Genomic DNA, 26,596 nt, shown 5'->3' on the forward strand with positions numbered 1-26,596 from the left:
CCCGTGCCCGACGGCGGGCCGGTTCCGGCCTGCCTGATCCCGCGGATCATCCATGCGCGCCGCTGTCGAAAACAAGCGAGCGGTGCGCGGACACACCTGCCATCACACCGGCTGCAGACGCCAGCGTCGCATTTGCCATCATGCTGGTGACATCGCCAGCGGCAAAAACGCCCTCGATGCTGGTGCGCTTCTGGTCGTCGACGCCGATGAGGGGCCCGAGGGGGCCGTCCTCGATGCGGCATCCGAGCTGTTCGGCAAGGGGAGACGTCAAATAGGTCTGTGGTGCGGTGAAAATGGCTTCGACCGGCACCGTCAGGCCATCCGCGGATCGGACGGCCTCGACCGCCGTGCCGGAGCCGATAATCTCGACGATCGGGCTGCGTTCGACCTCGATCTTGCGCGTACGAAACAGGGGGAGGAGTTCCTCATCCGGCTCGAACCGGCCCTGAGTGAAATAGACAGTCGGACCCCAGTCCGACACGAGGACGGCCTGATGCGCCGACATCGGATGGTTGGCGATTACGCCGAGGCGGCGATCCGCGACCTCATAGCCGTGACAATAGGGACAGCTGAAGATGGAAAGGCCCCAGCGCTCGCGCAGGCCGGCGATCTCCGGCAGGTCGTCCCCGACGCCGGTTGCCAGGATCAGCCGCCGGCCGCGCACGGTGCCTTTTTCTCCCAGATCGATTTCGAAGAAATCTCCGTTCTTGCGTGCCTGCAGGGCCTGTCCGGCGAGAAAACCGAAAGTCGGATAGGCGGAGAGCTGGTCAAGAGCGGTGCCGATGATCTCGCGCGGGGGCCGTCCATCCTGTCCGAGAAAGCCATGGGCGTTCTCGACGAAGCGGTTTCGCGGCTGGCCGCCATCGATGAGAAGCACGCGGCGTCGGGCGCGGGCGAGCTGCATTGCGGCCGAGACGCCGGCAAAACTGCCGCCGATGATGATGACGTCGTGATCAGCGGCGTGGCGAGGGCGGTCGATACCGTTAAGAGGCGATGCGGCGATCATTGGAGCACCTGTAGGTCCGGAGTTGAGAAATGGCTCGCTGGCATGCCTGCCAGATTCGTATCATTAAGAGTTACATGATATGCGGGGCGCTCAAGAACGCAACTTTTATTGTTACGAGATCATATTGCGGCTATCTCTGCATCAGCGGAATCTCCGTGCAACGGTGCGATTGCCGGATCGGGGATGCCGGAAGAAAAGGGAACGGAAATGGCTCGCGACAGCCGGCTGTCACGCATGCTCCATGTGCTGCTCCACATCGATCAGGCCGAGCGCGGCCTGACCTCGGATGAGATCGGCAGGATGCTCGATACCAATCCCGTGGTGATCCGCCGCACCATGGCCGGACTGAGGGAGCAGGGCTATGTGACGTCGGAGAAAGGCCATGGCGGCGGCTGGAAACTGGCCCGGCCCCTCGATCAATTCACTTTGCGCGATGTCTATGCCGCCATCGGCGAGCCACCCATATTCGCCCTGGGTCTGGCCGAGGACCACCCGCAATGCCTGGTCGAACAGGCTGTGAATGCGCGTCTCGACGATGCGCTCGGCAAAGCCCGCCAATTGCTGCTCGATCAGTTTGCCAAGGTGACGCTGGCGGATCTCTCCGGCGATTTCCAGGCGCGCCTGGCGGCGCACCGTGAACGCGGCTGCGATGGGCATGGGAAGGAACGGTAGAACGACCTGCTGCGCCAGCGAGCAGGGGCTCAGTTCTTCTCCTCCATATCTGCTCCATCCGGTGGGCTGCGGACGAAGGTGTCCTGCGCGCCCAGCACACGTCCGTCCTGGGCACGAAGCTCGAGCCGGCGCACGGGCAGGGTGGTCTTCTTGTCCACCAACAGCACATGGGCTTCGTCCGGCTCGAAGAAGAAATCCTCTCCCCATTGCCGCAAGGCCACCAGAACCAGGAATAGGCCGCGGCCCTTCTCGGTCAGGACGTATTCGTGATGGGGACCGCCGTCACCGGCGGGCGCCAGATCCATGATGCCGTGGGCCACCAGGTTGCGGAGCCGGGCCGAGAGGATGTTCTTGGCCAGGCCAAGGCTCTTCTGAAACTCGCCGAACCGACGCAGGCCATCGAAGGCGTCGCGCACGATCAGCAGCGACCACCAGTCGCCGATCGCATCCAGCGGCCGGGCGACGCCGCACGCAGATTCCCGGTGGCTTACCCGCTTGGCCATGGCACTCGCCGATCCATCCTTGTTCGTGCCGAGGGGACGGCTCGACTGTCACGCATTGAAACGCGCTCCAGCCGTTCCCGGCTTGTCACTCGAACTCATAGCATATCGGTTGCAAATTAAAACTGCAGGATTTAGTCCTGTCATGGTTTCAATCTAAAACCATGACAGGAGATATTCCCAATGATCGAGGCGGAAGCGACCTTCGACGGCACCTTTCCATTCGCTCCACACTTCACCAATGCCGCCGGTTTTCGAATGCACTATGTCGATGAGGGCCCCGATGATGGCGAACCCGTCCTGTGCCTGCATGGCGAGCCGACCTGGGGCTATCTTTTCCGTCATCTGATTCCCGTTATGAGCCGGACGCATCGCGTGCTCGTTCCCGATCATATGGGTTTCGGCAAGAGCGGGACCCCGGCAGGCCGCAGCTATTGGCTCCAGGACCACATCGACAATCTCGACCGCTTCGTCCTCGCGCTCGACCTCAGCCAGATCACTCTCGTCATGCATGATTTCGGCGGCCCCGTCGGCATGGGCCTTGCCGCCCGGCAGCCGCAGCGGATCCGTCGGATCATCTCGGTCAATGGACCGACGCCCTTCGGGCAAGCCGATCTCGTCGAGCGCCTCACGGCCAATGCACAAGCGGCGCCCTGGTTCCAATGGATTGCCCGGGCCCATGCCGGGGGCGTGTTGAGGAGCGTGCTCGGCCAGCTCGGCTTCAACATCCTGAGCACACTGAAGCTCAACGGTTTCGAGAACAATGCCGTCATCACCGACGCATGGCTCTCGGCCTATGGCGCTCCTTTTTCAGATCCGGCTGAATGCGTGGGTGCCATCGGCTGGGCAGAGGGTTTTGCCCTAGGCGCCCACCGTTTCGAGCAGCCGGGCCCAGTGGCCTTCGAGATCATCCGCGACAAGCCCGCCTTGGCGATCTGGGGCGAAGCAGACCGCACATTGCGGGCAGCGCATTTCCTGCCCTTGTTCTCCGAACTCTTCCCCCAGGCTCCCGTCGAGCGGCTCGCCGGAGTCGGGCATTATTGTTTCGAGGATGCTCCCGATGTCATCGCCGATCTGATCTGCAATTTCATTCGCCGGTCGTGATCTGACGCAGAAGGCCTCGGTGAGAGGCTCAATGAGTGGGCGATCCGGAAAGGCTGGATAGCATCGATCGCCCAAGCCGAAAGGCCTCTTATCGAACGCTTGGCGAACCGGTTTGCGCCTGGAGCAACTGCATGGCGAGGCGAGTTACGTCCTGCAGGCGCTCGCGCGATACGCCGTCCCGCGCCTTGACCGACAGGCCATGCATCACGGTGGCGAAAGTGTCGCCGAGGGCGCGGGCATCCGCCTCGGGCCGCAACTCGCCCTCGCGGATGGCGCGATCGAGCCGTCCGGTGATCGCACTCGTCTGAGCGCGGCGGCGCTCGGCCAGCCAGTCGCCTATCTTCACATTCTCGGTCGCGCAATTGGTGGCTGCAGTGACGACCATGCAGCCCCAAGGCTTTCCCGGCCGCGTATAGGTGTCCACCGCCTCCCGAAAGATCCGTTCGGCCGCCGCCAGGGCCGTCGGCTCCTGGGCCAGCGCCCGTTCCACGAAGCCGCCTTCTTGCGCTTCGTAAAGCGCGACCGCTTCCCGGAACAAATCCTCCTTGGAGCCAAAGGCGGCATAGATGCGCGCCGAGGCGAGGCCAAGTTCACACACGAGGTCGGCCATAGAAGTTCCCTCATAGCCACGGCTCCAAAAGACGTCACGTGCCTTTGCCAGGGCCTCGCCACGATCGAACTCCCGAGGGCGCGCCATCGAAGCCTCCATTCTTGTTCAATCGACAAATAATTCTTCACGAGCCACATGGCAAGCCGTGCGCCTGCAGGCGCTTTTTCCGGACGCAGACGTTCGGCGCGTTCAGCCTGCATATCGAGGTCAAGCAGCAGGGGTGAGCGTCAGGACGTTTTTTGAATGTTTGACATAAGGAATGCTATGGAATAATTTGAAATATATGAATTAAATCATATTTTTTGATTGAGTTTCATCCGACGGGATGAAAGGGCGAGGTACAATCCGGCATGACAGGCTCGATCGGTTCTGCCGGTCAAATACCGCAATGAGGAATCAGCATGCTTACCAGCCAGATCAGGCCCTTTCTGCCGTTCATACCCGTTGCCCTGCTGGCACTGACGGCCTGCGCTTCCAATGCCGCACAGCCGGGGCCATCTTCATCTTGCGTGGCGGAGGCGGCGCAGCGCCTGGTCGGCCAGCCCAAGCCGACGGACGATGAGGCCAGGAAACTGACAGGCGCCCAGATCGTACGCCAGATCAAGCCGGGCCAGGCCGTCACCTTCGATTTTCGTCAGGATCGGGTCACTATCACCACCAACCCGGCGACCGGGCGGGTGGTCAGCGCCAGTTGCGGCTGAGCGACTGCCCATCCCCACCGGCCAGGTTCCTTGTTCAGGGTGGCCTGATTACATCCAGCTTCTGCCGTCGCCGCTGGAGCAGCCATAGGGCGGCAGGCGGTCCCCGAAACGCTTTTGCAACTGATAGCAGCCCCATTTGCGCAGGGCCATCGGCATGCGGCTGTTGAGCTCGATACCCACTTCGTCGAGCGGGTCCTTGGCAGCCGTCACATAGTCGTACCAGCGATAGCCGGCCGTGCCAACGATGGCGATGACGGCCACAGCCACGATCATGATGAGTTTTCGCAAGATCAGCATATTCGATACCTCAAGCAGGGCGCGTTCAGAGCTGGAGGCATGTTTGCTCCAGCTCCTTGTTTCCAAGCCAATCCGACGGATTGGCTTGAGCGTCTTTGCGATTTGACGGAATCGCAAAGACGCTTCAGGGCGTGATGGCATCCTACTGGAATGAACGGAATTTCTGCTGGAGAGCCATCGCGGCCTGTCCCTTGGCGTTGAAATCGTCGAGAAGCGGCTGCAAGGCCGACAGGGTCTTCTGATCCTTGGCGGTGATCATCATGCCGCTGACCTCGAGCCTGTCCTTATTGCCGGTGATGAAATCGGCGAGCCGCAAGGCAGCAGTGGTCATGTCCTGGACCGGCGGCAACATCTGCTTGACGTTCCTTGCAACCTCCGTCACGTCCCGCTCATAGGCCTTGTCGAAGACGGCCTTGAGATCGTCCGGCTGCTTGAGCTGCGCCTTGGCAGCGTCGGCCTTGGCAAGGGCCTGGTCGATGGCGCTGCCGAGCTCGCCGACAAGATTGTGCACGGCTGCCAGATCCTCGCGCCGCGTCGCCAGATCGCTCATCGAGCGAATAGAGCCCTTGGCCATGATGGCGCCGAAGCGCTGCTGTAGATTGCCAGGCTCACCCGTCGGGCCTGCCGCGAAGTCGGTGATGATGGCGTAGTCCTTGACGTAGGGGCCGAAGGCGTCCTTCTGGTTGCCGCTCAATTGCGGCACATGGGCGCCGGGCTTGTCGAGAATGCGGGTTTGCAGGAATTCGATGAATTCCTTGCGCTGGCTGGGTTCCTGGTCGCCGCAGGCGGAAAGGGCAAGGCAGAGTAGAACACCCACAAACGCTATGGGTCGGGCAAACACATTCATACGATCGATTCCAGGCAATTCGAATTGCGTGATTTGATGAGCGATTCCAGCAAGAACATTGAAATCATGACGATTTCCAGCTTTCCAACAGCAGGACGAAGCCAATCGAAGAAAAGCAAGGACAAGGGGAAGGCAGGATAAGTATCTCAAGAGCAAAGCGCGTTCATGGCTGGCGCTCGTCAGCTCTAACGCCTTGTTTGGACGCATCTTTGCGATTCTGGGCGGGCTCGCCGAACCGAAAAACGCTTTAGCATGCCGCACCGTTCATTCAAGCCTTGTGCACGACTAGATCGATCTGCGCCCTCCGGCGGTCGGCGAAGTCTGGGCCGAGGTGCCCCGAAATTGTTCATTGAAGAAAATCATATTGAGGCTTCCATGCGCGACGATACGGCTCCTACATTTCTATCCTCGACGGTCTCAGCTCCCGCTGCGTATTTCCTGCGCGAGATCTGGCAAGCCGTCGGCGGAGATCCTGCGCATCTCAGCCATCTGACGATAGAAGGCGCCGGTGCTCTGCCCTCGACATTCCACGTTACCGATCTCGCCGGCGCGGCGGTGGCCGCCGCCAGCCTCTCAGTCGCCGAACTGGCGTCGTTGCGACAAGGCAAATTCCCCGCCGTGCAGGTCGATCGGCGGCTGGCCTCGTTCTGGTTCCTCACCACGCTACGGCCGCAGGGATGGTCGATGCCGCCGCTATGGGATGCTGTGGCCGGCGATTATAGGGCGGCAGATGGCTGGATCCGGCTGCACACGAATACCCCGCATCACCGCGATGCAGCCTTGGCTGTCCTGAGGACGCATGCCGAACGCGAGGCGGTGGCTGCCGCCGTGAAGCAATGGCACGCGGCGGCCCTGGAGACGGCCATCGTGGCGAAGAATGGCTGCGCCGCCACCATGCGGACGCTCGAGCAATGGGCCGATCATCCACAGGGAAGGGCCGTCAATGCCGAGCCGCTGCTGCATCGTAGCAGCACCGCTGGCGGTGACAGGCCGCACCTGCCGCTGTCGGCAGGTCGGCCTTTGCAGGGCATCCGCGTACTGGACCTGACGCGCATTCTTGCCGGTCCCGTTGCGACGCGCTTCCTCGCGGGCTTTGGGGCAGAGGTTCTGCGCATCGATCCCCCGGGTTGGGAGGAGCCGGGCACCGTGCCGGAGGTCGTGCTCGGCAAACGCTGCGCCCGGCTCGATCTGAAGAACCCCGACGGTCTGCGCACGCTGGAGCAACTGCTCGCGCGGGCGGACATCTTCGTTCACGGCTATCGGCCCGACGCGCTTGCCCGCCTAGGGCTTGATTCGACGCGCCGCCGGCAACTCAATCCGGGGCTGGTCGATGTGTGCCTGGACGCCTATGGCTGGAGCGGCCCCTGGAGCGGACGGCGAGGCTATGACAGCCTGATTCAGATGAGCACGGGGATTGCCGATGCAGGCATGCGCGCGGCAGGGCAGGACCGCCCGACACCGCTGCCCGGGCAGGCAATCGACCATGCCACGGGCTACCTCCTGGCCGCCGCGGCCGTCCGGGGGCTGGTGGAACGGCTGCAGACGGGGCGGGGATGCGAGATACGCGGATCGCTCGCGCGCACCGCGCGCTTGCTGGTTTCAGGTGGCAACCAACCGGACGACGCCGAAGCGCCGGCGCCCGAGCAACCTTCCGACTGGTCCGACCTCGTCGAGCAGACCGGTTGGGGACCGGCCCGCCGCATCCGCCCGCCCGTTGCGATCGCGGATATCCCAATGATGTGGGATTTGCCCGCGCCGAAGTTGGGATCTTCAGCGGCGGCCTGGCTGGCCGACAAGGCCTGACCACGCACCCGCAGCAGCGCTGCTCATGCCTGAACGCCCCCGCTCCTTAGGCCGTGGCTCTAGGACTTGGCCAGGGAAGCGCGTTTTTGTGCCGGGTGATTCCAATAGGTGGTCTGGCCCTGATAGGCCGTGACCCCGGCAATGGCCGTGGTCACGAGCGCCGCGGCGAGCGTCGCCACGATACAGACGGCGAAATAGTGCTGGCGACGAGCGATCCCCCGGCGGACCTTCCTGGCCCGGGATTTTCCCTCGATAAGGTCCAGCAATGTTTCTTTCCGCACCAAGATTTCGCCCTCGAACTGTCGATATGACGTAACGACAAGGCAGGACGCATTCAGATCTGTCAGTGCGATTTCGCACATTGCGATCATCATCTGGCCGCAATGGCTGAAAAGGGGAATGAGGCCAGCGCGACGACCGTTGCATACGGTGTTGCCGTCGGAACCCGCGAGGAGGCGGGTTCCGTAAACGGCCGTCAAAAGCCCATGCCGCCGCCTCCGGGCATGGCTGGCGGCGCCTCCTTGTCAGGCAGCTCAGCCACCAGAGCTTCGGTGGTGATCAGCAGGGCGGCGATTGACGCCGCCCCCTGCAGGGCTGTCCGCACCACTTTGGCAGGATCGATCACGCCGGCCCGGACAAGATCTTGGTATTCACCCGTGTAGGCATTGTAGCCCCAACTATAGCTGTCCTTTTCCAGAAGCTTGCCGATAATGATGCTGGCATCGGCGCCGGCATTCGCCGCGATCTGCCGCGCCGGCACTTCGATTGCGCGTCTGACGATATCGATGCCGGTCTTCTGGTCGCTATTGCCCGGTTTCACGCTGTCGAGGGCGCCGAGCGAACGCAACAGGGCTATGCCACCGCCGGGAAGAATGCCTTCTTCCACGGCCGCGCGGGTGGCGTGGAGTGCATCGTCGACCCGATCCTTGCGCTCCTTGACCTCGACTTCGGTAGCGCCGCCGACCCGGATCACCGCCACGCCGCCCGCCAGCTTGGCCAGGCGTTCCTGCAATTTCTCCCGGTCGTAGTCAGAGCTGGTCTCCTCGATCTGCGCCCGGATCTGGGCGATGCGGGCCTGGATCTCGGCCTTCTTGCCAGCGCCGTTGACGATGGTGGTGCTTTCCTTCTCGATCACCACCTTCTTGGCCTGCCCAAGCATTTGCAGGTCGATATTTTCGAGCTTGATGCCGAGATCCTCGCTGACGACGCTGCCGCCGGTGAGAATGGCGATGTCTTCCAGCATGGCCTTGCGGCGGTCACCGAAGCCCGGCGCCTTGACGGCGGCAATCTTCAGCCCGCCGCGCAGTTTGTTCACCACCAGCGTGGCGAGTGCCTCGCCTTCCACATCCTCGGCGATGATCAGCAGGGGGCGGCCACTTTGCACGACGGCTTCGAGCAAGGGGAGCAATGCTTGAAGACTCGAGAGCTTCTTTTCATGGATGAGGATGTAGGGATCTTCGAGGTCGGCCCGCATCTTCTCTGCATTGGTGACGAAATAGGGCGAGATGTAGCCCCGATCGAACTGCATGCCTTCCACCACCTCGAGTTCGGTGGCCAGCGCCTTTGCTTCCTCGACGGTGATCACGCCCTCATTGCCGACCTTCTTCATCGCCTTGGCCAGGAACTCGCCGATCTCCGCATCGCCATTGGCCGAGATGGTGCCGACCTGGGCGATTTCATCGTTCTTGGTAACCTTGCGAGCGTGCTTCCGGAGATCGGCGACCACGGCTTCCACTGCCATGTCGATACCGCGTTTGAGATCCATCGGATTCATGCCGGCGGCGACAGCCTTGGCGCCCTCCCTGACGATGGCCTGGGCCAGAACGGTGGCGGTGGTGGTGCCGTCACCAGCCGAGTCCGAGGTTTTGGCGGCGACCTCGCGGACCAATTGGGCCCCCATATTCTCGAACCTGTCTTCTAGTTCGATTTCCTTGGCGACGGTCACGCCATCCTTGGTGATGCGGGGGGCGCCGAAACTTTTTTCGATGACGACATTCCGGCCCTTGGGGCCGAGCGTCACCTTGACCGCGTTTGCAAGCACGTCCACGCCTTGCAGCATCTTCTCACGTGCTTCGGATGAGAACTTCACGTCCTTGGCAGCCATGACAATTCCTCCTTTGACTGGCTCGACGTTTGGCAGAAATGCGCCTTTTCGCGCCAACTTCTTGTTTTGTCGTGTTTTCTTAATCGAAAAGTCTATCAACTTTTTCGGAAAACGCTCTAGCCCAAATATGAACCTGGCTTCTCTCCTGTTCCAGCTCTCAACATTGCTGCGATGGAAGAGCAAACGGGCCGGAATTATCCCTTGGCGCCGGCAAGAGGGCGTTGCAAATGTCGGAAGGGGCCGCTTTTTGCACGGTTGCGGGAATGCCCTGCAGCAGATCTTGGCTGCGCCGCGAGGGTCCCTCTCCATTCGATCGCAGGTGCGGTCGTCGAGTGGATACGCTGCCGGAAGCGCACCTGAAGGTGCAATGATCCTGCAAGGAACCCGGTATAGTGGATATTGTCGGTGGGAAGAGGACGATATTTCGCATTCCACCCGATCTGGCGGTTTGCCAAGCACGGTCGAGGGTGTAATGCTTGCCGCGTTCCACGACTCGCCAACAAGCATACATTCCTGAATGAAACCCCCCTCCAAGCCTTTCTTTGTCGAGGTCAGGCGATCGCGATCGACTCCGACCCAGGCCTCTCCACCCCCGCGACAGACGTCGTCCTGGGAGGATACGCCTGAGCCTGCGAGTTCGCGATCCAGAGCTTGGCAACATGCTGAGCAATTCTTTCAGCCTCGACCTGCCGGCCCTGGGGCCGAGCGCCCAGAGCCTGCTCCTCTGGAGCCTGTGGCTGTTCCCGCTCAGGCCGCAGTCGAGCAGAAAAGCGAGGCCGAGGTTTCCCCGCGAGTCGAGGCTCGTGGTGGAGAGGAAGGCAAGAACGGTGCCAAACGCGGCCGGAAGGTAGCCAAGGTCCCGGCGCTTGAACCGGAGGAGGCGAAGACTTCTTCGGTAAAAAAGGCGCGCAAGAAAAAGGTGCCACGGGAAGATTCCGTTTCCGTGCAATCGCAGCCATCAGCCTCTCGGCCGGAGGAGGCCAGCACGGTCCTGCATAAGACGCCTTCTGCTTCGAGTTCATATCTGGACGGCACCGCCGCCGAGGATGAAGCCGAGGTGGGCGGGCGAAAGCCCCTCTCGGCGCGCGCCGCGCGCTCCGCAGCCAAGCCTGCAGAACGCTGGACTTGCCGGTTGCGGCATGTCCGCCGGAGTCTGGGCGCGGGCCGCATCGGATAATTGCATCCGCAACACACTTCCAGTCTCGCCAAGGGCATCGCCTTTCGACTGACGCTGTTGGTACGACCGTCTGCCTGCCGGGCGATGCCCGGGCCTGCGTGCATTCAGCGCGGAGGGTAAAGGCGTTGGCTGTTCGGCAAAGCGGGGGCTGAAGGTGTACACGGAACAAGGCATTCTCAAAGTCTCGATCGCCGTCACGATTTTCGTGGCCGGCTTCGGCGTCGTGTTCGGCCTGCTTTCCGGCTCCTTCTCCATCGTCTTCGACGGCGTCTATATGCTGGTCGATGCCAGCATGAGCGGCCTTGCGCTGATCGTGGCGAGCCTGATTGCGACCAATTCGTCTCCCGCCACCGCCGTGGGCAAGCTGCATGAGCGCTTCACCATGGGCTTTTGGCACCTGGAGCCGATGGTTCTCGGCCTCAACGGTGTGATGCTGATCGGAGCGGCCATCTATGCGATGATCAATGCCATTGGCAGCCTGATGGTCGGTGGCAGGGATCTCCAATTCGGATATGCCATCCTCTATGCAGCCGTGGCCTTGGCGGCCTGCATCGCCATGGCCGTGGTCGAGACCCGCATGAACCGGATCATTCGCTCCGATTTCGTGGCGCTCGATGCCAAGGCCTGGATCATGTCGGCCTCGATCACCGGGGCGCTCCTTCTGGCCTTCTGCATCGGCTATGCGATCGAAGGGACCCGTTTGGACTGGCTCACGCCCTATGTCGACCCCGCGGTCCTGCTCCTGCTTTGCCTGGTCATCATTCCTCTGCCGGTTTCGACCGTCAGGCAGGCCCTGTCCGAAATCCTTCTGGTGACGCCATCCTATCTCAAGGACCATGTCGACACGGTCGCTAAGACCTTCGTCGCCAAATATGGCTTCCTGACCCACAAGTCCTATGTCGCAAAGGTCGGCCGAGGCCGGCAGATCGAGCTTTATTTCATCGTGCCGGCTGGCCGGCCCGCCATGCGCCTGGAGGAATGGGATCGGATCCGTGACGAGATCGGCGAAGCGATTGGCGGGGAGAGCCGGGATCGTTGGCTGACCATCGCCTTCACCACCGATGTCGAATGGGCGGTGTAAGGCGGGCCAAGGTCGCCAGTCTAACCTCCAACCTCGCTGAGGCTGTAATTTCTGATAGAAATTATTTATTTATATCAAATTTTTACCGATATTTTCTAAAGTAACACAGAAGGGAGGTTAGGGCAAAATCTTGGCCTTGAGCCATAGGAAGAGGGGCAGGCGCGTCCACTGATTGAGGCGGTCCGTATTCGCAATGTCGGGAACGGGCTCACGCAGGGCCGTGATCGCCAAGCCCGCTTGCGAGAGCGCGGCGACATAGTCCTCGAGCGGCTGCGACCAACCGGCGAAGTGCATGCGAAGGCCATCATGCTCCTCTTCGCCCTCGAAGCGCACGCGGCCGTAATAGCTGCCCTCCAGGACGAAGGGCGCATCGGGTGCGGGGCCGGCGAAGTGACCCCGATCCCGAAAGGGATGCACCAGTGAAATCAGGAACTCGCCGGCCGGCTTGAGGACGCGCCGGGCTTCGGCAACGGCTGCAGGGACATCCTCGACATCCATCAGGACGTTGTAGGCCACGACCAGATCGAAGCTCGCAGCAGCGAAGGGCAGGCGGGCAGCACTGGCAACGGCATAGGCGTCGGCCGATTCCGCTTCCCGGGCAGCATCGACCATGGGCGCCACGGCATCGGTTGCCGTTACGTGATAGCCCAGCTTGCGCAGTTCGCGGCTGACCCGCCCTTCACCGCAGCCGATCTCCAGAGCCTTGCCCTGGCCGGGGCCGATGAATGCGAGCAGTGACTGGCGATAGGCCCAGAAGGCGTCATGTTCGGGCGAGCGCGCCCAAGCGATCCATTGCTGGGCGACACCGGTCCAATGGGCTTCGTCCGATGAACGGTCCATCTTGTCTCACTCCGATCGGATTGCGATGATTCGAAGCGGCGAACCTAAAGCAAGGCGCGTTCAGGCGGAAACGGCCTTTGTCCGGGCCTTTGTTTCGAGACGTCTTGGTGATTCCGATCGTCACGTCGAACCGCGAGATGCTTTCGGAGAGTGCCCACAGCGCGCGCAAAAGACCATTGCCGTCTCCAGGCCTTTCCCGCGAGCCGAGCGGCAAACCAGCGCGGTTGCGGTACCACTCGACGAAATTGCTTGCGGGCATGCCGGCGCTCGGCGCAAGGACAGGCGCGAAATGGCCGGCCGTCATATGCTCCACGATGGAACGGTCAGGTCTTGGTTACGATCGAGGTCTTGGCCATGATTGAGGTCTTGACCCCGATATTGCTTGGAGGCGGGGGTCCATGGTTCAGGTCATCAGGCAATCGAGCGATGTGCTGGTACTCGGTGCAGGCATCATCGGTGTCTCGATTGCTCTGCATCTTCAGAAATTGGGACGATCCGTCATTCTCGTCGACCGGCGCGCGCCCGGCGAGGAAACCAGCTACGGCAATGCGGGCCTGATCGAGCGCGCAAGCGTCATTCCCTACGGCTTTCCGCGCGAGCTCTCGACGGTTCTCCACTATGGGCTGAACCTGTCGGCGGATGTGCGCTACCATTGGCGCTTCCTGCCCAAGGCCCTGCCGTGGCTCGCGCGTTTCTGGTGGGAATCCTCTCCCAGGCGGCTGCGCCAGGCTGCCCTCGACATGCTACCTTTGATCGAGCATTCGGTCGATGAGCATGCCAAGCTGATGGCCGATGCCGGCATTTCGGAACAATTGCGACCGACCGGCTGGATGGAGGCCTATCGCACCACCGCGGCCTTTGAAAAAGCCTGTTCGGCGGCCAGACAGCTCGACGAATTCGGCCTGCGCTACGATCTGCTTGGCGCTTCCGCTCTGCGCGAGAGAGAACCGAATCTTGCGGGGGTGTTCGCAGGCGCGGTGCATTGGCGCGATCCGGCCACGATTGCCGATCCCGGTCGGCTGGTGAAGGATTATGCCGCGCTTTTCAGCCGCAATGGCGGTAACTTCGTTGAAGCCGACGCGACCGCCCTGCGCCAAGAGGAGGACGGCTGGAGCCTGGAGAGCCCGACCCGACACTATCATGCGCGCGAGGCCGTCGTCGCCCTCGGGCCGTGGTCGGACCGGCTCTACACGAAATTCGGCTATCGCATGCCGCTCGCGGTCAAGCGCGGCTATCATGTGCATTTCAAGCCGGCTCCCGGCGCCGTACTCAATCGACCTATCGTCGACATCGAGCGCGGTTATCTGCTGGCGCCGATGACCCGCGGTATCCGACTGACGACGGGAATCGAGTTCGCCTCGCGCGATCACGCGCCGACGCCGGTGCAGCTCGACCGGACCGAACCTCATGCCCGCGAGGTGTTTCCGCTCGATCAGCGCGTCGAGGCCGAGCCCTGGATGGGATCGCGCCCATGCCTGCCGGACATGCGTCCCGTGATCGGCCCGGCACCGCGCCACAAGGGTCTTTGGTTCGCCTTCGGCCACAACCACCATGGCTTGACGCTCGGCCCGGCCACGGGGCGGCTGCTGTCGGAAATGATGATGGGGCTGCCCACTTTTGCCAATCCGGCTCCCTTTGCGATGGGTCGATTCGGCTGAAGGCGACGGCCAGCCGGCGCGTTCAGCCATGAGCGCGCTTTGCCCCAAGCGACATGGTGGTGCGGATCTTGGTGAAGAGGGCGGCCGGCAGAACCGGCTTGTGCAGCAGGGGAATGCCGCTGGCCTCCGCTTCGCGCAGCCGTTCAGGCGCGGTATCGCCAGTGATGAGAATGGCAGGCAAGCCGGGGATTTGTTCCCGCAGGATCGCGATCGCCTCCGCGCCGGTCCGCTGCTCGCGCAAGCGGTAGTCGCAGATCACCAGATCCGGCGCCAGACGGCCGAGGCAAAGCCGCGCCTCCTCGATGCCTTCTACCGCCTCACACTGCGCTCCCCAGGTTGTGAGCAGGCGCAGCATGCCTTCCCGGACGGCTTCGTCGTCGTCGATGACGAGGATCCGGCATGGCGCGCCCAACGCCGTGTGTTCGGCCAAGGATTCGGACGGCGCGGGATCTGCAGGCATACCCGGCTGCCCTGTGGCGAGCGGCAGCACGAGAGCGAATTTGCTGCCGCGGCCGACCACCGAGCGAAGCCGTAATTCATGATTGGCCGCCCGGGCGAGCCGCTCGGTAATGGCCAATCCGAGTCCAAGCCCCTTGCGGCGGTCACGCTCGGGGTTGCCGAGTTGATGAAACTCGCGAAAGATCTCCTGCTGATTGTCGGCGGCGATACCGATGCCGCTGTCCCAGACCTCGACATGCACCTGATCGAAACGGCGCCGGCAGCCGATCAGCACGCCACCGCGATCAGTATAGCGAATGGCGTTGGAGATCAGATTGCGGAGGATCAGTTCAACCAGCGCTGGGTCCGATTCCACCACGACATCGGTATCGCGCTGGCGGTAGACGATGCCTTTTTCATCCGCCGACGGGGCAAGTTCAGTGCCGATCCTGTTGAGCAGGGGCTGGAGTTCGAAACAGCGCTTGCTCACCGTGACCACGCCGGCTTCGAGCCGCGAGAAATCGAGAAGCGTGTTGAGCATGTCGCCCGAGGCGCTTGAGGCGGCGCGGGCATTGTCCAGGATTTCGCGTTGCTGTACCGTCAACTGGCCGCGGGCGAGCACCTCCAGGAACAGGCCCTGGGCATGGATGGGTTGGCGAAGATCGTGGCTGGCGGCGGCCAGGAATTTCGATTTCGCCTGGTTGGCCGTTTCTGCCTCGAGGCGAGCAGCCTGGGCGACCGCCGTCTCCTGGCGCAGGCGCTCCACCAATTCGTTGTTGTCGAAACGCAGCTCCACCATTTTTTGGAAGGTCTGCGAAGCGCTTCGCGCCGAAGCGATGATGGCGATGCAGAATAATATGCTGCCGATCGCCATGCCCCAATACATTGGATCGCCAAGCGTGATCAGCTTGAGGGCCAGCAGGGCGATGAACACGACCGAATAGCCGACAAAGGCCGGCAATACGGGAGCCATGAAAGTGAGGGAGCCGGCCTGGATGCCGGCCATGAAGCAGATCAGCAACGCTATGGCGAGCGGAGAAGCCTGATCGAAGGCGATCCAGGGCAATATGCCCCGCAAGACGCCGATCGCCGTGGCAAGGATGATGGTATAGCGCTGATAGCGGCCGACCTCGGCAACGGGATCCGGGCTGTCGCGAAAGCGGCTGGCGAGCAGGCGCAAAAAGGGCACGGGGAGAAAAGCGCAGACCGCCCAGATTGCCAAGGGAAGCACCGGAGCATCCAGGGCGAAGATGACGGCCATCGCCGCATTGCCGATGCCGCCGATGATGAAGGCGAACGGCGCCGTGCCGAGCATGAAGCGAAGCTGCTCCGCAGCAATGCGAGCTGGGACTGGCTTGAACCAGGGAACCGCCATTCAGCGCATCAAGCCACGTTCGCGGGCCACGGCCACGGCCTCAGCCCGGCTCGCCACATTGAAGGCGGCCAGCAATGCCTGGACATGCACGCGCACGGTATTTTCCGACAGGTTGAGGTGCCGCCCGATCACCTTGTTGGAATAACCCCGGCCCAATTGGTCGAGAACCTCGTATTGACGCGGCGTGAGCTGGGCCTGGCTTCTGGCGGCGGAGTGGGCAACCTCGCTGGGCGGCATCTCTCCCCGCAGGGCGCCTTCGACGGTGGCGACGATACGATCGGTCGGCTCCGCCTTGGACAGGAAGGCCGCGGCGCCCTTGGCCAGCGCTTCCGCCCGGGTGTCGACATCGTCATGCGAGGTGAGGATGATCACCGGCGCGCCCGGCCAGCGTCGCCTGAACACCGCAAGCCCTTCCATTCCGCTCAGGCCGGGCATCTCGATATCGAGCAGCACCGCATGGGGCCGCACCTGATCCTCGGCGATGGCCTGGGCGATCGAGCCGGCTTCGCGGATCATGGCATGCGGCAACCCCTGCTCCAGCACCAGGCGCAAGCCCGCGCGCAGGAGCGAGTGATCGTCGATCAGGAGCAAGTGCAGCGGCGATGGGGCGTGCATGACACCTCACTCTAGGCCAGTTGCCGAGCTTAGACCATTAGTCCATGCAGACTAGTCCAAGACAGACTATGGAAAAGGCTCTAAGAAGTTTCTAAAGTCGCTTTGACCAACGGGTTGGAGTTGAGTGGAGCAACTTAGCGGGATTGGTCTCACGACGAGCTTGCCGGCCGATTTTGGCTAGACCGCTTGCCGCAAGAGAATCGGATGGATGAGGCTTTCGCCTCGTCGATCTACCGCCGATCCTGGCAAGCGGGCCGCGCTTTCAATGGTAGCCAGCGGGACAGGGTGGCGCACTATGTGCTTCGGCAATTCGCCGCCGAAGGTCTCATGGTCCATTTTCTTGGTGAAAGACCCCTCCCGTGGAAACGATACCCGCTCCCCATTTTCCCGAACAAGACCGGCAGGGTGCGCCGTGGACGATCGCCGTCATCGACGAAAAGCAGCTCACCCGTAGTTGCCTGACACACAGCCTCATTTCTGCCGCCCCCGCTTTTGCTGCGCGCGGATATGCCAGCCTGGCGGAATGGCACCAGAACGGGGGAGGGCACGCATCGTGCATCGTCCTGCTTTGCGTCACGGGTCAGAAAGCAACCGAGGCGATCGTGGAGCTCGATCTCGATTATGTGTCACGCCATGAGGGCGACGTGCGGGTGATCGTGGTTTCCGACATCGAGGATCCCCGACTGGTCGTGGCGGCTCTCGGCAGGGGCGCCAGGGGCTATATCGGCATGAGCGCCAGTCTGGATGTTGCCCTCGCGGCCATACGCCTGGTGGCGGCGGGAGGCGTCTTCGTCCCGGCGAGCGGCCTGTTGCCGTCCAAGTCACGCGCTGGCCTTAGCGGCGAGGAAAGCCAGGATGAAGGGGTGCCGCGGCAGGCAGCATTCACGCCCAAGCAATTGGCCGTGATCCAGCGTTTGCGGCAGGGCGAGTCCAACAAGATCATCGCCTACAAGCTGAATATGGAGGAATGCACGGTCAAAGTGCATATCCGCAACATCATGCAGAAGATCCGGGCGCGGAACCGTACGGAAATCGCCTACATGACCAATAATCTGTTTGACGGCGATATCCAGTGATGCAGTCGGCGGGAGGCAGCGAAGCTCCGGCCCGCCCCGAGGACCAGGCTCGCGGCGCTGCGAGCCTCAAAGCGCGTCGGCTTCAATGATGCGAACGCCGGATCGCCGGGCCCGCGCGACCAGGTCCGCACAATCCTTGTCGCCCGGAAAGGCGATGACCAGGAAGGGCTCGTAGCAGTTGAGCATATGCTCGTTGCGCAGCGGACCTGCCGACTTGCCATATCGAAACCAGGACGCGCGCTCGGCGATTGACCGGACCCGATGCGCGACGGCCCATTTGGTCGCCAACAGGTCGGCGCCACGCTTGCCGCCATGAACGATACGAAACGCGCCTTCATCCATGAGAAGACGGTCCAGGATCGCAAACACGCGTTGCTCGTCAATGACCCCATCATTGCCACAGACGAGGACGGTCTTGAGCTTGTCGGGCGGCCGGCTCGCGGTCTCCCCGCCGGGAACCTGCGTCAGCGCGAGACTTACATCGTGAATGTCCATCGTCATGATTGCCACCGGCGGGACCCGCGACCGTATTGGATCGCAATTTCCTGTATTTCTTCGTGCTGATGCATCTGCCTGGGCAGAACGTCTTTTTGCTCTCTCAGGGAAATGCCGTGGGTCTAGCCGCGATGCCTGATGTCGAACACGTGCCGCAGCCGGACACCGGCTCGGTACCTGGTTCGGGTCAAACCCTCAGCCCTTCCATGCTGCTATTAAATCGCCAACCCGCGTGACAGGGATGTGATCCGATTGCCCCGTCAGGGCAGGGCCAAATAAGGTTGGAGCCGTTGCGCGCGAGCGCCCCATCCGTGCCCAACTCTCGTGGCATCCTTGCCCCCGCAATTGAGACCGATCTCTGTCCTTCAAACCTTTTGGTATGCGCCGCCCTTGTTGAGTATCGCCGACGCCCTCATCCACGCCCTGACATCCATCATCCTCGCTTTGGCAGCCATCCGCGCGACCGGCATCATTGCCCTCACAGCCGCCGGTTTGCTGGTGGCGGGCGCGGTAGCGGCGAGTATCCGGCGAAGAAAACGCGGGTGAGGGGCCTTGCCAGCCGTCGGCATCCGGGATCGCGCGCGCTGGGCCTAACGCAGCGGGTTTTCCACCGCCGGCTCACGCTGATAGGTCGCCAGCACCTGCCGCAGCTTGCGGCCCAGCAAGAGAAGGGCTGCCAAGCCGGCGCAGAGGCCGAAGCCGAGGGCGACGACCTGCAGCATGGACAGGTGACCATCCAGACTTGCGCGTAGCCCTGCCCCAGCAGCGACCTGCAAGGCGATGCCGGGCAGAATGCCAACGCCGGTCGCGACCAGGAAGGGGCCGAAGGCGATCGACGTCGAGCCGAACACGAAGCTGACCAGGCTCGAAGGCGCGATCGGCGCGCAGCGGCACAACAGCACGATGCGCCAGCCGCCCAGCCGGACGGCCTCGCGAAGCGGTTCCAACAAGCGCCAGCGCCGGGTGAGCCGGTGCCCGTAGCGGCGTCCGACCACCACACCCAGCCAATAGGCCACCGACGCACCGAGGATGGAGCCGATCAGGGCGAGCGGAATGCCGTAAAGCCCGTAGGCGGAGCCGGCTACGATGCAAAGCGCGGGCCGGGGCAGCAGGGAGACCGCACTGACGAAGAAGAGCAGCAGCAACACGGCCGCTCCCCATTCACCAGCAAAGCTCAAGAAATCCGCCTGCATGCCCAAGCCAGTCCCGATGTCGTTCGCCGTTCATACCGCGTCACAGGCAAGATGCAACCTCGGGGGCTTTGCTCAAGGAACATTCCCGCGATTCGCAGAGCGCCTTGCCGATCTTGCCGCCCGAAAACAAAGCACCCGGCGTGTCGGGCGCCGGGTGAAAAGTTGGTTGCTATGCCGCCGATTTGCGGCATGGGCGCACTATTGTCGGACGATGTGACACAGCCGTGAAAGTGCTCGCCCAGACCGATTTGCGAGGTAACGAAGTCAATAGAGATAGAAAAGCATTTAGAAACAGCCGGGTGCGAACGCGCTCCGTTTTGGAATGAAGCGTGACGCCCGGTCGCAGACGCACCCTCGAAAGCCGAGCAAGCCTGTCAGAGTATGGTTTCGAGGATATTGGCCGCGTCGCCGATATCGGCCTGGATGGCGCGTACGGCGCCGGCGTGGTCGCCGGATTTCAGCGCCTCCACCAGGACACGATGGTGCTTGTTCGAAACAACGAAATTGCCGCGTTCCTGCAGCAGGTTGAAATAGGGGCTGACCTGGAGCCAGAGAGTTTCGATGATGCCGAACAGGGTTTCCGAACCGCTCGCCTGATAGATCTCGAAATGCAGGGCCCGGTTGGCGCGCAGATAGATCTTCCGCGCCTCCTTGTTCGGCTTGATATTGTCCATCTCCTCGACCAGTTCGTCCAGCCGGGCGAGTGTCGCGGGCTGAAGGGTGGGCACGGCCCATGACACCGCCAGGCCTTCGATCTCCAGGCGAGTACGCGTCAGATCCGCCAGCCTTTCGCGGGTGAGATGGGGGATGCCGAGGCTTCGTCCGGCCACCACGGTGAGGGCCTTTTCCGCTGTCAGGCGAAGAATGGCCTCGCGCACGGGCATGGCGCTGACGCCGAAGGCATCGGCCAGCCACTGAATGGTGATGGACTGGCCCGGAGCCAGATCGCCATTGAGGATCAGTTCCTTGGCCTGGCGATAGACGTCCTCCTGCATGGTGGCGCGCTGCACACGCACGACCGAGAGCGGCTCTCGCGCCCTGGACCTGATTTCGCTCATGACACCTCCGCGTTGCAATCCCGATGCCGGGTTCTCGTCTTGTAGGTCGGTTCGCCGTCCGGAGAAAGCGGTCCTCTGCGCTTGCAAAATTTCTGATCTTTGATTTATGATCAAAAGTAGCTCAAAGAAGCTGGCTCATCAACGAGTCGAAGTGCCCGCCGCAACGAAGCGGGCTGACAGGGAGGGAAGAATGGGATTGGTAAAGCGCGGCGCTGCCCTGGTGGGCGCGGGACTGCTCGGCCTATGCGCCCTTGGCGGGCAGGCCGAGGCCAAGGACAAATACAAGATCTATCTGTCGATGAGCTATATCGGCAATGACTGGCAAGGCGAGGCCGCCAACATGGTCAAGGCCATGGCCGCCAGCAAGGAGTTGGCCGACAAGATCGATCTCCAGGTCCAGGTCGCCGGCCCCAATGCCCAGCGCCAGATCCAGCAGATCAACGCCATGGTGCAGGCCGGCGCCAAGGCCATCGTGGTCTTCCCGATCTCCCCCACTGCCTTGAACGCAGCCGTGAAGAATGCCTGCGGCAAGGGCGTGGTGGTGATTGCCTATGATGGCGAGATCACCGAACCTTGCGCCTACAACGTCACGATCGACCAGAGCGAAGCAGGGCGGGTCACGGCCGAATGGCTGGCCAAGAAACTGAACGGCAAGGGCAACATCATCGCCATCACCGGCGTACCCGGCACCTCGGTCGATACGCTGCGCACCAAGGCCGCCAAGGAGGTCTTCGCCAAATATCCCGACATCAAGATCGTCAACGAAGCCATCGGCATGTGGAGCCAGGCGGTGGCCCGCACCGAATTATCCAAGATTATGGCCACCCGCAAATGGGACGAGATCGACGGGCTGTGGATGCAGGTGGGCTGCTATACCGCCAACACCATGCAGATCGAGGCCGGCGCTACTCCCGACAAGCTCAAGCCTTGTGCCGGTGAGGGCTCGAATGGCGGGCGCATCCAGATGCTGCCTGTGGGCACCGAGGTCGAGGGCGCCAACGGCACCTACACACCAATGGCCGCCCCCCGCATTTCCTATGCCTCACCGCCTTATTCGGGTGGCCTGGCCCTGAAGCTCGCCATCGCCAAACTCGATGGCAAGGACATCCCCAAGCACACGGTGCTGCCTTTGCCAATCGTGACGAACGAGACGATCAAGCTTTGCCAGGAGGGCAGTTGGGCGGAGATGAAGGCCGGCTGCAATGCCTTCAAGCCTTCTCTCGTTTCCAATCCCGGCTGGTTCGCCTCGATCTATTCGGCCGAGACGCCCGAACTAGGGCTGTCGGCGGCGCTGGTCGGCCAGCCCGAGAACTGACGGCGGCGTGGGACTGCGCCATCCTTGCTGACCCACCTGTACTGCTTTGAGCATCGTACCGAAAAGGGGGCGCCGGTTTTCGGCAAAAACGATGCGGCATCAAAGATCTGCAGCACCAGAACCGATTCCGGCTCCGGTGCTGCCGACAACACCAATTTCCAGGGACCGGCTCGTATGTCATCCATATCCGTTCAGACGGCCTTGTCGAAAACGGCGGTTGCGGCCTGCGATATCAGTCGCTCCTTCGGACCGACCATCGCCGTCGACGGCGTCTCCTTCGAGGTCCTGGCAGGCGAGGCCCACGCACTGCTGGGCGAAAACGGCGCTGGCAAATCCACGCTCGTCAAGCTGCTGTCCGGCCTGATCATGCCCACGACAGGCCATTTCGAGATCTTTGGCCAGCAGGCGGTGCTCGGCAGTCCGCGCGCAGCCCATCGGCTCGGTATTCAGACGGCTTTTCAGGAACTCACCATCGTCAAGGACCTGACGGTGCTGGATAATATGCTGTTGCCCTATCCGCCGACCCTGTTCGGCCAGATCCGCCGCTCGGAGGCGCGCCGGCAGGTGATTGATCATCTGGAAGCGCTCGGCCTGGAGGCGATCGATCTCGATACCGACCTGCGCGATCTCGATCTCAACATTCGCCAGAAGATCGAGATTGCCCGCGCCTTGTTCCGCCGCCCCAGGATCCTCCTCCTCGACGAGCCGACTTCCACCTTGTCCGGCCGGGACATCGACTGGCTGGGCGGCCTGATCGACGGGCTGAAGCGCGACGGCGTGACGGTGGTGTTCATCTCTCATCGCATGGCAGAGGTGAGGGCCTTTTGCGATCGGGTCACGGTCCTGCGTGGTGGCAAGCATATCGCTACCGCCAGCCTTGCCGATGTCGCCGACGAGGACCTGATCGGCATGATAGCGGGCAGAGAGCTGGGTCGTTCCTTTCCGCCCAAGCCGCCGGTGCCGTCGCTGACCGGAGATCCCGTGCTGTCGGTGAAAGGACTTGGCACCCATAAGAGGCTCGATGAGGTCAGCCTCGACCTGCGTGCGGGCGAGATTCTCGGCGTCGCGGGCCTGCAGGGCATGGGCCAGCTCGAGCTTTTCTCGGCCCTGTTCGGCATGGAGGAATATCGCGGCGAGATCCGAATTGACGGGCAGGCGGTGACGCTGACCTCCCCGCGCGACGCCATCGAGGCGCGTATCGGCATCAGCCTGGTTCCCGAGGACCGCAAGACCGAAGCCCTTTTCCTCAAGCTTGACGGGCAGCGCAATGTCTCCCTGCCGGTGATCGAGCGCTATACAAGGTTCGGCCTGATCGACGAAACCCGCGAGGAGGCGGATGTCGCCAGGGTCTTCGGCAGGCTCAACGTGCAGATGCGCGCGCTGTGGACCAGCGTGAAATCCTTTTCCGGCGGCAACCAGCAGAAGATCGCCATCGCAAAATGGCTGTTCGCGCAAAGCCGCGTGCTGCTGCTGTTCGACCCGACCCGCGGCATCGACGTCGGCACCAAGCACGAGATCTATGCCTTGATCCAGCAATATGCCGCCGCCGGCGGCGCCGTCCTGTTCCATTCCACCGAGATTGCCGAACTCGACCATCTCGCCCATCGCGTCCTCGTGCTCTATCGCGGCAAGGTTGCGGCCGATCTCACCGGCCCTGCGATTTCTGAAGACGCCATTCTGCGCGCCACGCTGGGCAGCGCTTCCACGATCCGGGAGGCATCATGAGCGCGGCCCACGTCGACATGTCCCTCAAGCCGTCGCGAGCCAAGCGCGCGGGCCTGCGCTGGTCGCGCCATCGGGGTGCGCTGATCGCAGTCGCCGCCTTCCTGGCTTGCCTCGGGCTGATCCGCCTCGTCAACGGATCCCTCAACTATTACGATATCTCGACCATCGCCACGGGTGGTGCCACGCTGGCGACGGCCGCTGTGGGCCAGACTATCGTGGTGTTGTCGGGCGGGTTCGATCTGTCGGCCGCCGCCGTGGTCTCGCTGGTGAACGTCGCACTGGCAAGCCGCATGCAGGACGATCCTTCCAGCATCCTTTTGTGGTCCTGCGCCGGCATCGCCATCGGAGCGGCAGCGGGGGCGTTCAACGGCTTCTTCATCGCCTTCCTGCGCCTGCAGCCGATCGTCGTGACGCTCGCGACCATGTTCATCCTGCAGGGGGTGACACTGCTGGTGATGGACAAGCCCGGCGGCCAGCTTCCCGCTGACTTCACGGCCTTCTTCACGGCCGACGCGATCCCCGAATGGCTGCCGGGACCGGTTCTCATGCTCGTCCTCCTGGTGTTGGGCTGGCTTTTCCTCAAGAATACCGTCTTCGGCAAGGCGATCTACGCGATCGGCTCTGACCGGGACGCGGCCCGGGCGGCGGGCCTCAACACCCGCCTGTGCGAGTTCTTTGTCTATGTGCTGGCCGGCGGGCTCTACGGCCTGGCCGGCGTGTTCATCAGCGCGCAGACCGGCTCGGGCGACCCGCTGGTCGGCAATCCCATGCTGCTGCAGATGTTCGCGGCCGTGGTGGTTGGCGGTACATTGCTGGGCGGCGGGCGCGGCGGGCCTGTTGGTACCATCTTCGGCGCCTATGTGCTGATGATGGTGGTTAACATCCTGCTCGTCCTCAACGTGCCGGCCTTCTATTCCTCCGTCGTCGAGGGCACCATCCTGATCCTGGCGGTGCTCGGCGCTTCGATCACCCGCACATCGGTGCTCGCCACCACCCTGCGCCTGATCGGCCATCGCTTGGCGGCCTGGCGCCAGGGCCGCCTGCCGCGGCAGCTGTCACTGCCGGAAACGCGGTTGCGACTGCCGGCCGAGCCGGCTCAAGCCGCGCGATCTCAGATTGCCCGTCCCAGCTTCTGGATCCGCCGCCAGGAGGATCTGCGCACGGTTCTTCCAGCCTTTGTCTGCTTTGCGATCGTCCTCATCGTCAGCCAGTTCGTGCTCGGCAGTACGCTGGCGTCGTGGGGCTACTACAATTCACTGATCGTGCTCGCGAGCTTCCTGGCCATTCTCGCGCTTGGGCAGGGGAGCGTGATCCTCACCGGCGGCCTCGACCTCTCCCTGCCGTGGACGATCGCGTTCTGCGGCATCGTCAGCGCCGGCCTGATGAAGGGATCGGATAGTGCGATGCTCTATGCCCTGCCGCTGACCTTGGCGATGGGTACGTTCATCGGCCTGTTGAACGGCCTCGGCATCGTTGCCCTCGGCCTGTCGCCGATCGTGATGACATTGGCGATGAACGGCATCCTGCAGGGCTTCGCGCTGGTCTATTCCGGCGGGACGCCCGACGGTTTCTCGGCCCCGGGGCTTCGCTGGATCATGACCGGGCAGGTGATCGGCGTTACGCCGATCGTGCCCCTCGTCGTCCTGTTCGTGTTCCTCGCCATCGTCCTGCTCGGCCGGACCGCCTTCGGCCGGCGTGTCTATGCCATCGGCAATGGCGCGCGCGCGGCCCAGTTGTCGGGCGTGCCGGTCGGCGCAACCACGGTCAAGGTCTATATGCTGTCCGGCTGCTGTGCGGCCCTGGTGGGCTGCCTCCTCGCCGGCTTCTCCGGCCAGGCGAGCCTGGGCATGGGCGATGACTATCTGCTGCCGTCCATCGCCGTCGCCGTGGTTGGAGGAACGCTGATCACCGGCGGGCGAGGGCGCTATATCGGCATGATCGGCGGCGTGCTGCTGCTGACGGCCCTGCAGACCCTGCTGGCCGGCACCACGCTCCCTTATGCGACCCGCGCCATTCTCTACGGGGTCGTGGTGCTTTGCGCCGTTATCACATTGCGTGAAAAAAATTCCTGAAAACATTGTAAATCAAGGAAATATAAATGACCGGAATTGCCCTCAAACCTGGCCTTCGCGTTCTCATCACAGCCGGAGCTTCCGGCATCGGCCGCGCCATTGCCGATCTCCTAATCGACAATGGCGCCAGGGTGCATGTGTGCGATGTCGCCGAGCAGCATCTTGCCGATTTCAGGGCAGCTCATCCCGGACACGGTGCCAGCCTGTGCGACGTCTCGGACGAAGAGGCCGTGGCTGGGCTCTTCGACGACGTGCGAGCCGGGCTCGGAGGCCTCGATGCGCTCATCAACAATGCCGGCATTGCCGGGCCGACCGGTGGTGTGGAGGAGATCTCGCCCGCCGATTGGCGCCGCACCATCGATATCTGCCTCACCGGGCAGTTCCTCTGTTCTCATCACGGCGTGCCTCTGCTCAAGCAGGCGGGCGATGGCGCCATCATCAACCTGTCCTCGGCGGCGGGGCGCTATGGCTATGCCTATCGCACGCCCTATTCGGCCGCCAAATGGGGTGTCATCGGCTTCACCCAGAGCCTTGCCAAGGAACTCGGCCCCTCCGGTATCCGGGTCAATGCCATCCTGCCCGGCATCATCCGCGGGCCGCGCATGGAAGGGGTGATCCGCGATCGCGCCACCCAGGTCGGCGTGCCCTATGAGGCGATGGAGAAGCAATATCTCGACCGCATCTCGCTGCGCCGCATGACGGGCCCGGAGGATGTCGCTGCGATGGTGCTCTTCCTGTTGTCACCGGCCGGAATCAACATCTCCGGCCAGTCCCTGGGCGTCGACGGCAACGTCGAATCCCTGTGAGCGCCTCCCTCCCAGTCGGGAACATTCC

At 62.8% G+C, this 26,596-nt stretch carries 26 protein-coding genes; 13 read left to right on the forward strand and 13 right to left on the reverse strand.

Annotation, left to right across the window (positions count from 1 at the left end):
• Positions 1-46: 46 nt before the first annotated feature.
• A complete protein-coding gene (locus AB4037_RS04805) occupies positions 47-1,006 on the reverse strand; it encodes an NAD(P)/FAD-dependent oxidoreductase (RefSeq protein WP_441770720.1) in 960 nt (319 codons plus the stop codon).
• Between the two features lie 207 nt (positions 1,007-1,213).
• On the opposite strand from AB4037_RS04805, the gene AB4037_RS04810 reads away from it, so the two are divergent.
• Positions 1,214-1,678, forward strand: coding sequence for an Rrf2 family transcriptional regulator (locus AB4037_RS04810; protein WP_441770721.1), 465 nt, complete (start codon positions 1,214-1,216; stop codon positions 1,676-1,678).
• A gap of 29 nt (positions 1,679-1,707) precedes the next feature.
• Here the strand turns inward: AB4037_RS04810 and AB4037_RS04815 are convergent, their stop codons facing one another.
• On the reverse strand, positions 1,708-2,181 hold the full coding sequence (locus AB4037_RS04815) for a winged helix-turn-helix transcriptional regulator (protein WP_441770722.1): 474 nt from the start codon (positions 2,179-2,181) through the stop codon (positions 1,708-1,710).
• A gap of 180 nt (positions 2,182-2,361) precedes the next feature.
• On the opposite strand from AB4037_RS04815, the gene AB4037_RS04820 reads away from it, so the two are divergent.
• Positions 2,362-3,282 carry an alpha/beta fold hydrolase gene (locus AB4037_RS04820; protein WP_441770723.1) on the forward strand — a complete coding sequence of 307 codons (921 nt, stop codon included), beginning with the start codon at positions 2,362-2,364 and terminating at the stop codon, positions 3,280-3,282.
• Between the two features lie 88 nt (positions 3,283-3,370).
• Here AB4037_RS04820 and AB4037_RS04825 read toward each other — a convergent pair whose 3' ends face one another.
• A complete protein-coding gene (locus AB4037_RS04825; protein WP_441770724.1) occupies positions 3,371-3,979 on the reverse strand; it encodes a TetR/AcrR family transcriptional regulator in 609 nt (202 codons plus the stop codon).
• A gap of 314 nt (positions 3,980-4,293) precedes the next feature.
• On the opposite strand from AB4037_RS04825, the gene AB4037_RS04830 reads away from it, so the two are divergent.
• Positions 4,294-4,593, forward strand: a complete 300-nt coding sequence (locus tag AB4037_RS04830; protein ID WP_434960757.1) for an I78 family peptidase inhibitor — start codon at positions 4,294-4,296, stop codon at positions 4,591-4,593.
• A gap of 48 nt (positions 4,594-4,641) precedes the next feature.
• On the opposite strand, the gene AB4037_RS04835 is transcribed toward AB4037_RS04830, so the two are convergent.
• Together AB4037_RS04835 and AB4037_RS04840 are read right to left on the reverse strand one after the other, a co-directional pair.
• Positions 4,642-4,890: a hypothetical protein gene (locus tag AB4037_RS04835; protein ID WP_434960758.1), complete on the reverse strand. Its 249-nt coding sequence runs from the start codon at positions 4,888-4,890 to the stop codon at positions 4,642-4,644.
• 142 nt (positions 4,891-5,032) lie between these two features.
• The gene (locus tag AB4037_RS04840; protein ID WP_441770725.1) at positions 5,033-5,737 is read right to left on the reverse strand and encodes a DUF3053 family protein; all 705 of its coding nucleotides are present in this window, start codon (positions 5,735-5,737) and stop codon (positions 5,033-5,035) included.
• A gap of 375 nt (positions 5,738-6,112) precedes the next feature.
• Between AB4037_RS04840 and AB4037_RS04845 the strand changes: the two genes are divergently transcribed.
• On the forward strand, positions 6,113-7,540 hold the full coding sequence (locus AB4037_RS04845) for a CoA transferase (protein WP_441770726.1): 1,428 nt from the start codon (positions 6,113-6,115) through the stop codon (positions 7,538-7,540).
• Between the two features lie 59 nt (positions 7,541-7,599).
• Here the strand turns inward: AB4037_RS04845 and AB4037_RS04850 are convergent, their stop codons facing one another.
• Both AB4037_RS04850 and groL read right to left on the reverse strand, forming a co-directional pair.
• On the reverse strand, positions 7,600-8,019 hold the full coding sequence (locus AB4037_RS04850; RefSeq protein ID WP_441770727.1) for a hypothetical protein: 420 nt from the start codon (positions 8,017-8,019) through the stop codon (positions 7,600-7,602).
• Positions 8,016-9,644, reverse strand: a complete 1,629-nt coding sequence (gene groL / locus AB4037_RS04855; RefSeq protein WP_441770728.1) for a chaperonin GroEL — start codon at positions 9,642-9,644, stop codon at positions 8,016-8,018. Before groL ends, AB4037_RS04850 begins: the two co-directional genes overlap by 4 nt.
• A 733-nt stretch (positions 9,645-10,377) precedes the next feature.
• Here groL and AB4037_RS04860 point away from each other — a divergent pair.
• Together AB4037_RS04860 and AB4037_RS04865 are read left to right on the forward strand one after the other, a co-directional pair.
• Positions 10,378-10,821: a hypothetical protein gene (locus AB4037_RS04860; RefSeq protein ID WP_434960763.1), complete on the forward strand. Its 444-nt coding sequence runs from the start codon at positions 10,378-10,380 to the stop codon at positions 10,819-10,821.
• A 154-nt stretch (positions 10,822-10,975) separates the two neighbouring features.
• Entirely contained in the window at positions 10,976-11,902 is a 927-nt protein-coding gene (locus tag AB4037_RS04865; RefSeq protein ID WP_441770729.1) for a cation diffusion facilitator family transporter, read from the forward strand.
• 117 nt (positions 11,903-12,019) lie between these two features.
• On the opposite strand, the gene AB4037_RS04870 is transcribed toward AB4037_RS04865, so the two are convergent.
• Positions 12,020-12,742: a class I SAM-dependent methyltransferase gene (locus AB4037_RS04870; RefSeq protein ID WP_441770730.1), complete on the reverse strand. Its 723-nt coding sequence runs from the start codon at positions 12,740-12,742 to the stop codon at positions 12,020-12,022.
• A gap of 398 nt (positions 12,743-13,140) precedes the next feature.
• Between AB4037_RS04870 and AB4037_RS04875 the strand changes: the two genes are divergently transcribed.
• The gene (locus AB4037_RS04875; RefSeq protein WP_434960766.1) at positions 13,141-14,400 is read left to right on the forward strand and encodes an NAD(P)/FAD-dependent oxidoreductase; all 1,260 of its coding nucleotides are present in this window, start codon (positions 13,141-13,143) and stop codon (positions 14,398-14,400) included.
• 22 nt (positions 14,401-14,422) lie between these two features.
• Here the strand turns inward: AB4037_RS04875 and AB4037_RS04880 are convergent, their stop codons facing one another.
• Positions 14,423-16,213, reverse strand: a complete 1,791-nt coding sequence (locus AB4037_RS04880; RefSeq protein WP_441770731.1) for an ATP-binding response regulator — start codon at positions 16,211-16,213, stop codon at positions 14,423-14,425.
• Positions 16,214-16,828 carry a response regulator gene (locus AB4037_RS04885; RefSeq protein ID WP_434960768.1) on the reverse strand — a complete coding sequence of 205 codons (615 nt, stop codon included), beginning with the start codon at positions 16,826-16,828 and terminating at the stop codon, positions 16,214-16,216.
• Positions 16,829-17,187: 359 nt separating this feature from the next.
• Here AB4037_RS04885 and AB4037_RS04890 point away from each other — a divergent pair, with 359 nt between their 5' ends.
• Entirely contained in the window at positions 17,188-17,904 is a 717-nt protein-coding gene (locus AB4037_RS04890; protein WP_441770732.1) for a LuxR C-terminal-related transcriptional regulator, read from the forward strand.
• Positions 17,905-17,970: 66 nt separating this feature from the next.
• Here AB4037_RS04890 and AB4037_RS04895 read toward each other — a convergent pair whose 3' ends face one another.
• A complete protein-coding gene (locus AB4037_RS04895) occupies positions 17,971-18,405 on the reverse strand; it encodes an SLOG family protein (RefSeq protein WP_441770733.1) in 435 nt (144 codons plus the stop codon).
• Between the two features lie 387 nt (positions 18,406-18,792).
• On the opposite strand from AB4037_RS04895, the gene AB4037_RS04900 reads away from it, so the two are divergent.
• Positions 18,793-18,945 carry a hypothetical protein gene (locus tag AB4037_RS04900; protein WP_434960771.1) on the forward strand — a complete coding sequence of 51 codons (153 nt, stop codon included), beginning with the start codon at positions 18,793-18,795 and terminating at the stop codon, positions 18,943-18,945.
• A 44-nt stretch (positions 18,946-18,989) separates the two neighbouring features.
• On the opposite strand, the gene AB4037_RS04905 is transcribed toward AB4037_RS04900, so the two are convergent.
• Entirely contained in the window at positions 18,990-19,577 is a 588-nt protein-coding gene (locus AB4037_RS04905; RefSeq protein ID WP_434960772.1) for a TVP38/TMEM64 family protein, read from the reverse strand.
• A gap of 389 nt (positions 19,578-19,966) precedes the next feature.
• Entirely contained in the window at positions 19,967-20,650 is a 684-nt protein-coding gene (locus AB4037_RS04910; RefSeq protein WP_441770734.1) for a GntR family transcriptional regulator, read from the reverse strand.
• A 190-nt stretch (positions 20,651-20,840) separates the two neighbouring features.
• Between AB4037_RS04910 and AB4037_RS04915 the strand changes: the two genes are divergently transcribed.
• From AB4037_RS04915 to AB4037_RS04930, 4 genes are all read left to right on the forward strand, one after another.
• Positions 20,841-21,965 (forward strand): sugar ABC transporter substrate-binding protein, encoded by a 1,125-nt coding sequence (locus AB4037_RS04915; protein ID WP_441770735.1) that lies wholly within the window; start codon positions 20,841-20,843, stop codon positions 21,963-21,965.
• A gap of 174 nt (positions 21,966-22,139) precedes the next feature.
• A complete protein-coding gene (locus AB4037_RS04920) occupies positions 22,140-23,690 on the forward strand; it encodes a sugar ABC transporter ATP-binding protein (protein WP_434960775.1) in 1,551 nt (516 codons plus the stop codon).
• Positions 23,687-25,762: an ABC transporter permease gene (locus AB4037_RS04925; protein WP_441770736.1), complete on the forward strand. Its 2,076-nt coding sequence runs from the start codon at positions 23,687-23,689 to the stop codon at positions 25,760-25,762. Before AB4037_RS04920 ends, AB4037_RS04925 begins: the two co-directional genes overlap by 4 nt.
• 26 nt (positions 25,763-25,788) lie before the next feature.
• Positions 25,789-26,568, forward strand: coding sequence for an SDR family oxidoreductase (locus AB4037_RS04930; protein WP_441770737.1), 780 nt, complete (start codon positions 25,789-25,791; stop codon positions 26,566-26,568).
• Positions 26,569-26,596: the final 28 nt, after the last annotated feature.

It is taken from the genome of Labrys sp. KB_33_2, from assembly GCF_052114505.1.
Lineage (GTDB): Bacteria > Pseudomonadota > Alphaproteobacteria > Rhizobiales > Labraceae > Labrys.

What these genes read in the sequence shown, in the direction of transcription:
- AB4037_RS04830 (WP_434960757.1), top strand. Translation starts at nt 4,294, where the DNA reads ATGCTTACCAGCCAGATCAGGCCCTTTCTGCCGTTCATACCCGTTGCC.
- AB4037_RS04815 (WP_441770722.1), bottom strand. Translation starts at nt 2,181, where the DNA reads ATGGCCAAGCGGGTAAGCCACCGGGAATCTGCGTGCGGCGTCGCCCGG.
- AB4037_RS04840 (WP_441770725.1), bottom strand. Translation starts at nt 5,737, where the DNA reads ATGAATGTGTTTGCCCGACCCATAGCGTTTGTGGGTGTTCTACTCTGC.
- AB4037_RS04880 (WP_441770731.1), bottom strand. Translation starts at nt 16,213, where the DNA reads ATGGCGGTTCCCTGGTTCAAGCCAGTCCCAGCTCGCATTGCTGCGGAG.
- AB4037_RS04895 (WP_441770733.1), bottom strand. Translation starts at nt 18,405, where the DNA reads ATGACGATGGACATTCACGATGTAAGTCTCGCGCTGACGCAGGTTCCC.
- groL (WP_441770728.1), bottom strand. Translation starts at nt 9,644, where the DNA reads ATGGCTGCCAAGGACGTGAAGTTCTCATCCGAAGCACGTGAGAAGATG.
- AB4037_RS04875 (WP_434960766.1), top strand. Translation starts at nt 13,141, where the DNA reads ATGGTTCAGGTCATCAGGCAATCGAGCGATGTGCTGGTACTCGGTGCA.
- AB4037_RS04885 (WP_434960768.1), bottom strand. Translation starts at nt 16,828, where the DNA reads ATGCACGCCCCATCGCCGCTGCACTTGCTCCTGATCGACGATCACTCG.
- AB4037_RS04920 (WP_434960775.1), top strand. Translation starts at nt 22,140, where the DNA reads ATGTCATCCATATCCGTTCAGACGGCCTTGTCGAAAACGGCGGTTGCG.
- AB4037_RS04870 (WP_441770730.1), bottom strand. Translation starts at nt 12,742, where the DNA reads ATGGACCGTTCATCGGACGAAGCCCATTGGACCGGTGTCGCCCAGCAA.
- AB4037_RS04930 (WP_441770737.1), top strand. Translation starts at nt 25,789, where the DNA reads ATGACCGGAATTGCCCTCAAACCTGGCCTTCGCGTTCTCATCACAGCC.
- AB4037_RS04910 (WP_441770734.1), bottom strand. Translation starts at nt 20,650, where the DNA reads ATGAGCGAAATCAGGTCCAGGGCGCGAGAGCCGCTCTCGGTCGTGCGT.
- AB4037_RS04825 (WP_441770724.1), bottom strand. Translation starts at nt 3,979, where the DNA reads ATGGCGCGCCCTCGGGAGTTCGATCGTGGCGAGGCCCTGGCAAAGGCA.
- AB4037_RS04845 (WP_441770726.1), top strand. Translation starts at nt 6,113, where the DNA reads ATGCGCGACGATACGGCTCCTACATTTCTATCCTCGACGGTCTCAGCT.
- AB4037_RS04915 (WP_441770735.1), top strand. Translation starts at nt 20,841, where the DNA reads ATGGGATTGGTAAAGCGCGGCGCTGCCCTGGTGGGCGCGGGACTGCTC.
- AB4037_RS04820 (WP_441770723.1), top strand. Translation starts at nt 2,362, where the DNA reads ATGATCGAGGCGGAAGCGACCTTCGACGGCACCTTTCCATTCGCTCCA.
- AB4037_RS04805 (WP_441770720.1), bottom strand. Translation starts at nt 1,006, where the DNA reads ATGATCGCCGCATCGCCTCTTAACGGTATCGACCGCCCTCGCCACGCC.
- AB4037_RS04925 (WP_441770736.1), top strand. Translation starts at nt 23,687, where the DNA reads ATGAGCGCGGCCCACGTCGACATGTCCCTCAAGCCGTCGCGAGCCAAG.
- AB4037_RS04810 (WP_441770721.1), top strand. Translation starts at nt 1,214, where the DNA reads ATGGCTCGCGACAGCCGGCTGTCACGCATGCTCCATGTGCTGCTCCAC.
- AB4037_RS04835 (WP_434960758.1), bottom strand. Translation starts at nt 4,890, where the DNA reads ATGCTGATCTTGCGAAAACTCATCATGATCGTGGCTGTGGCCGTCATC.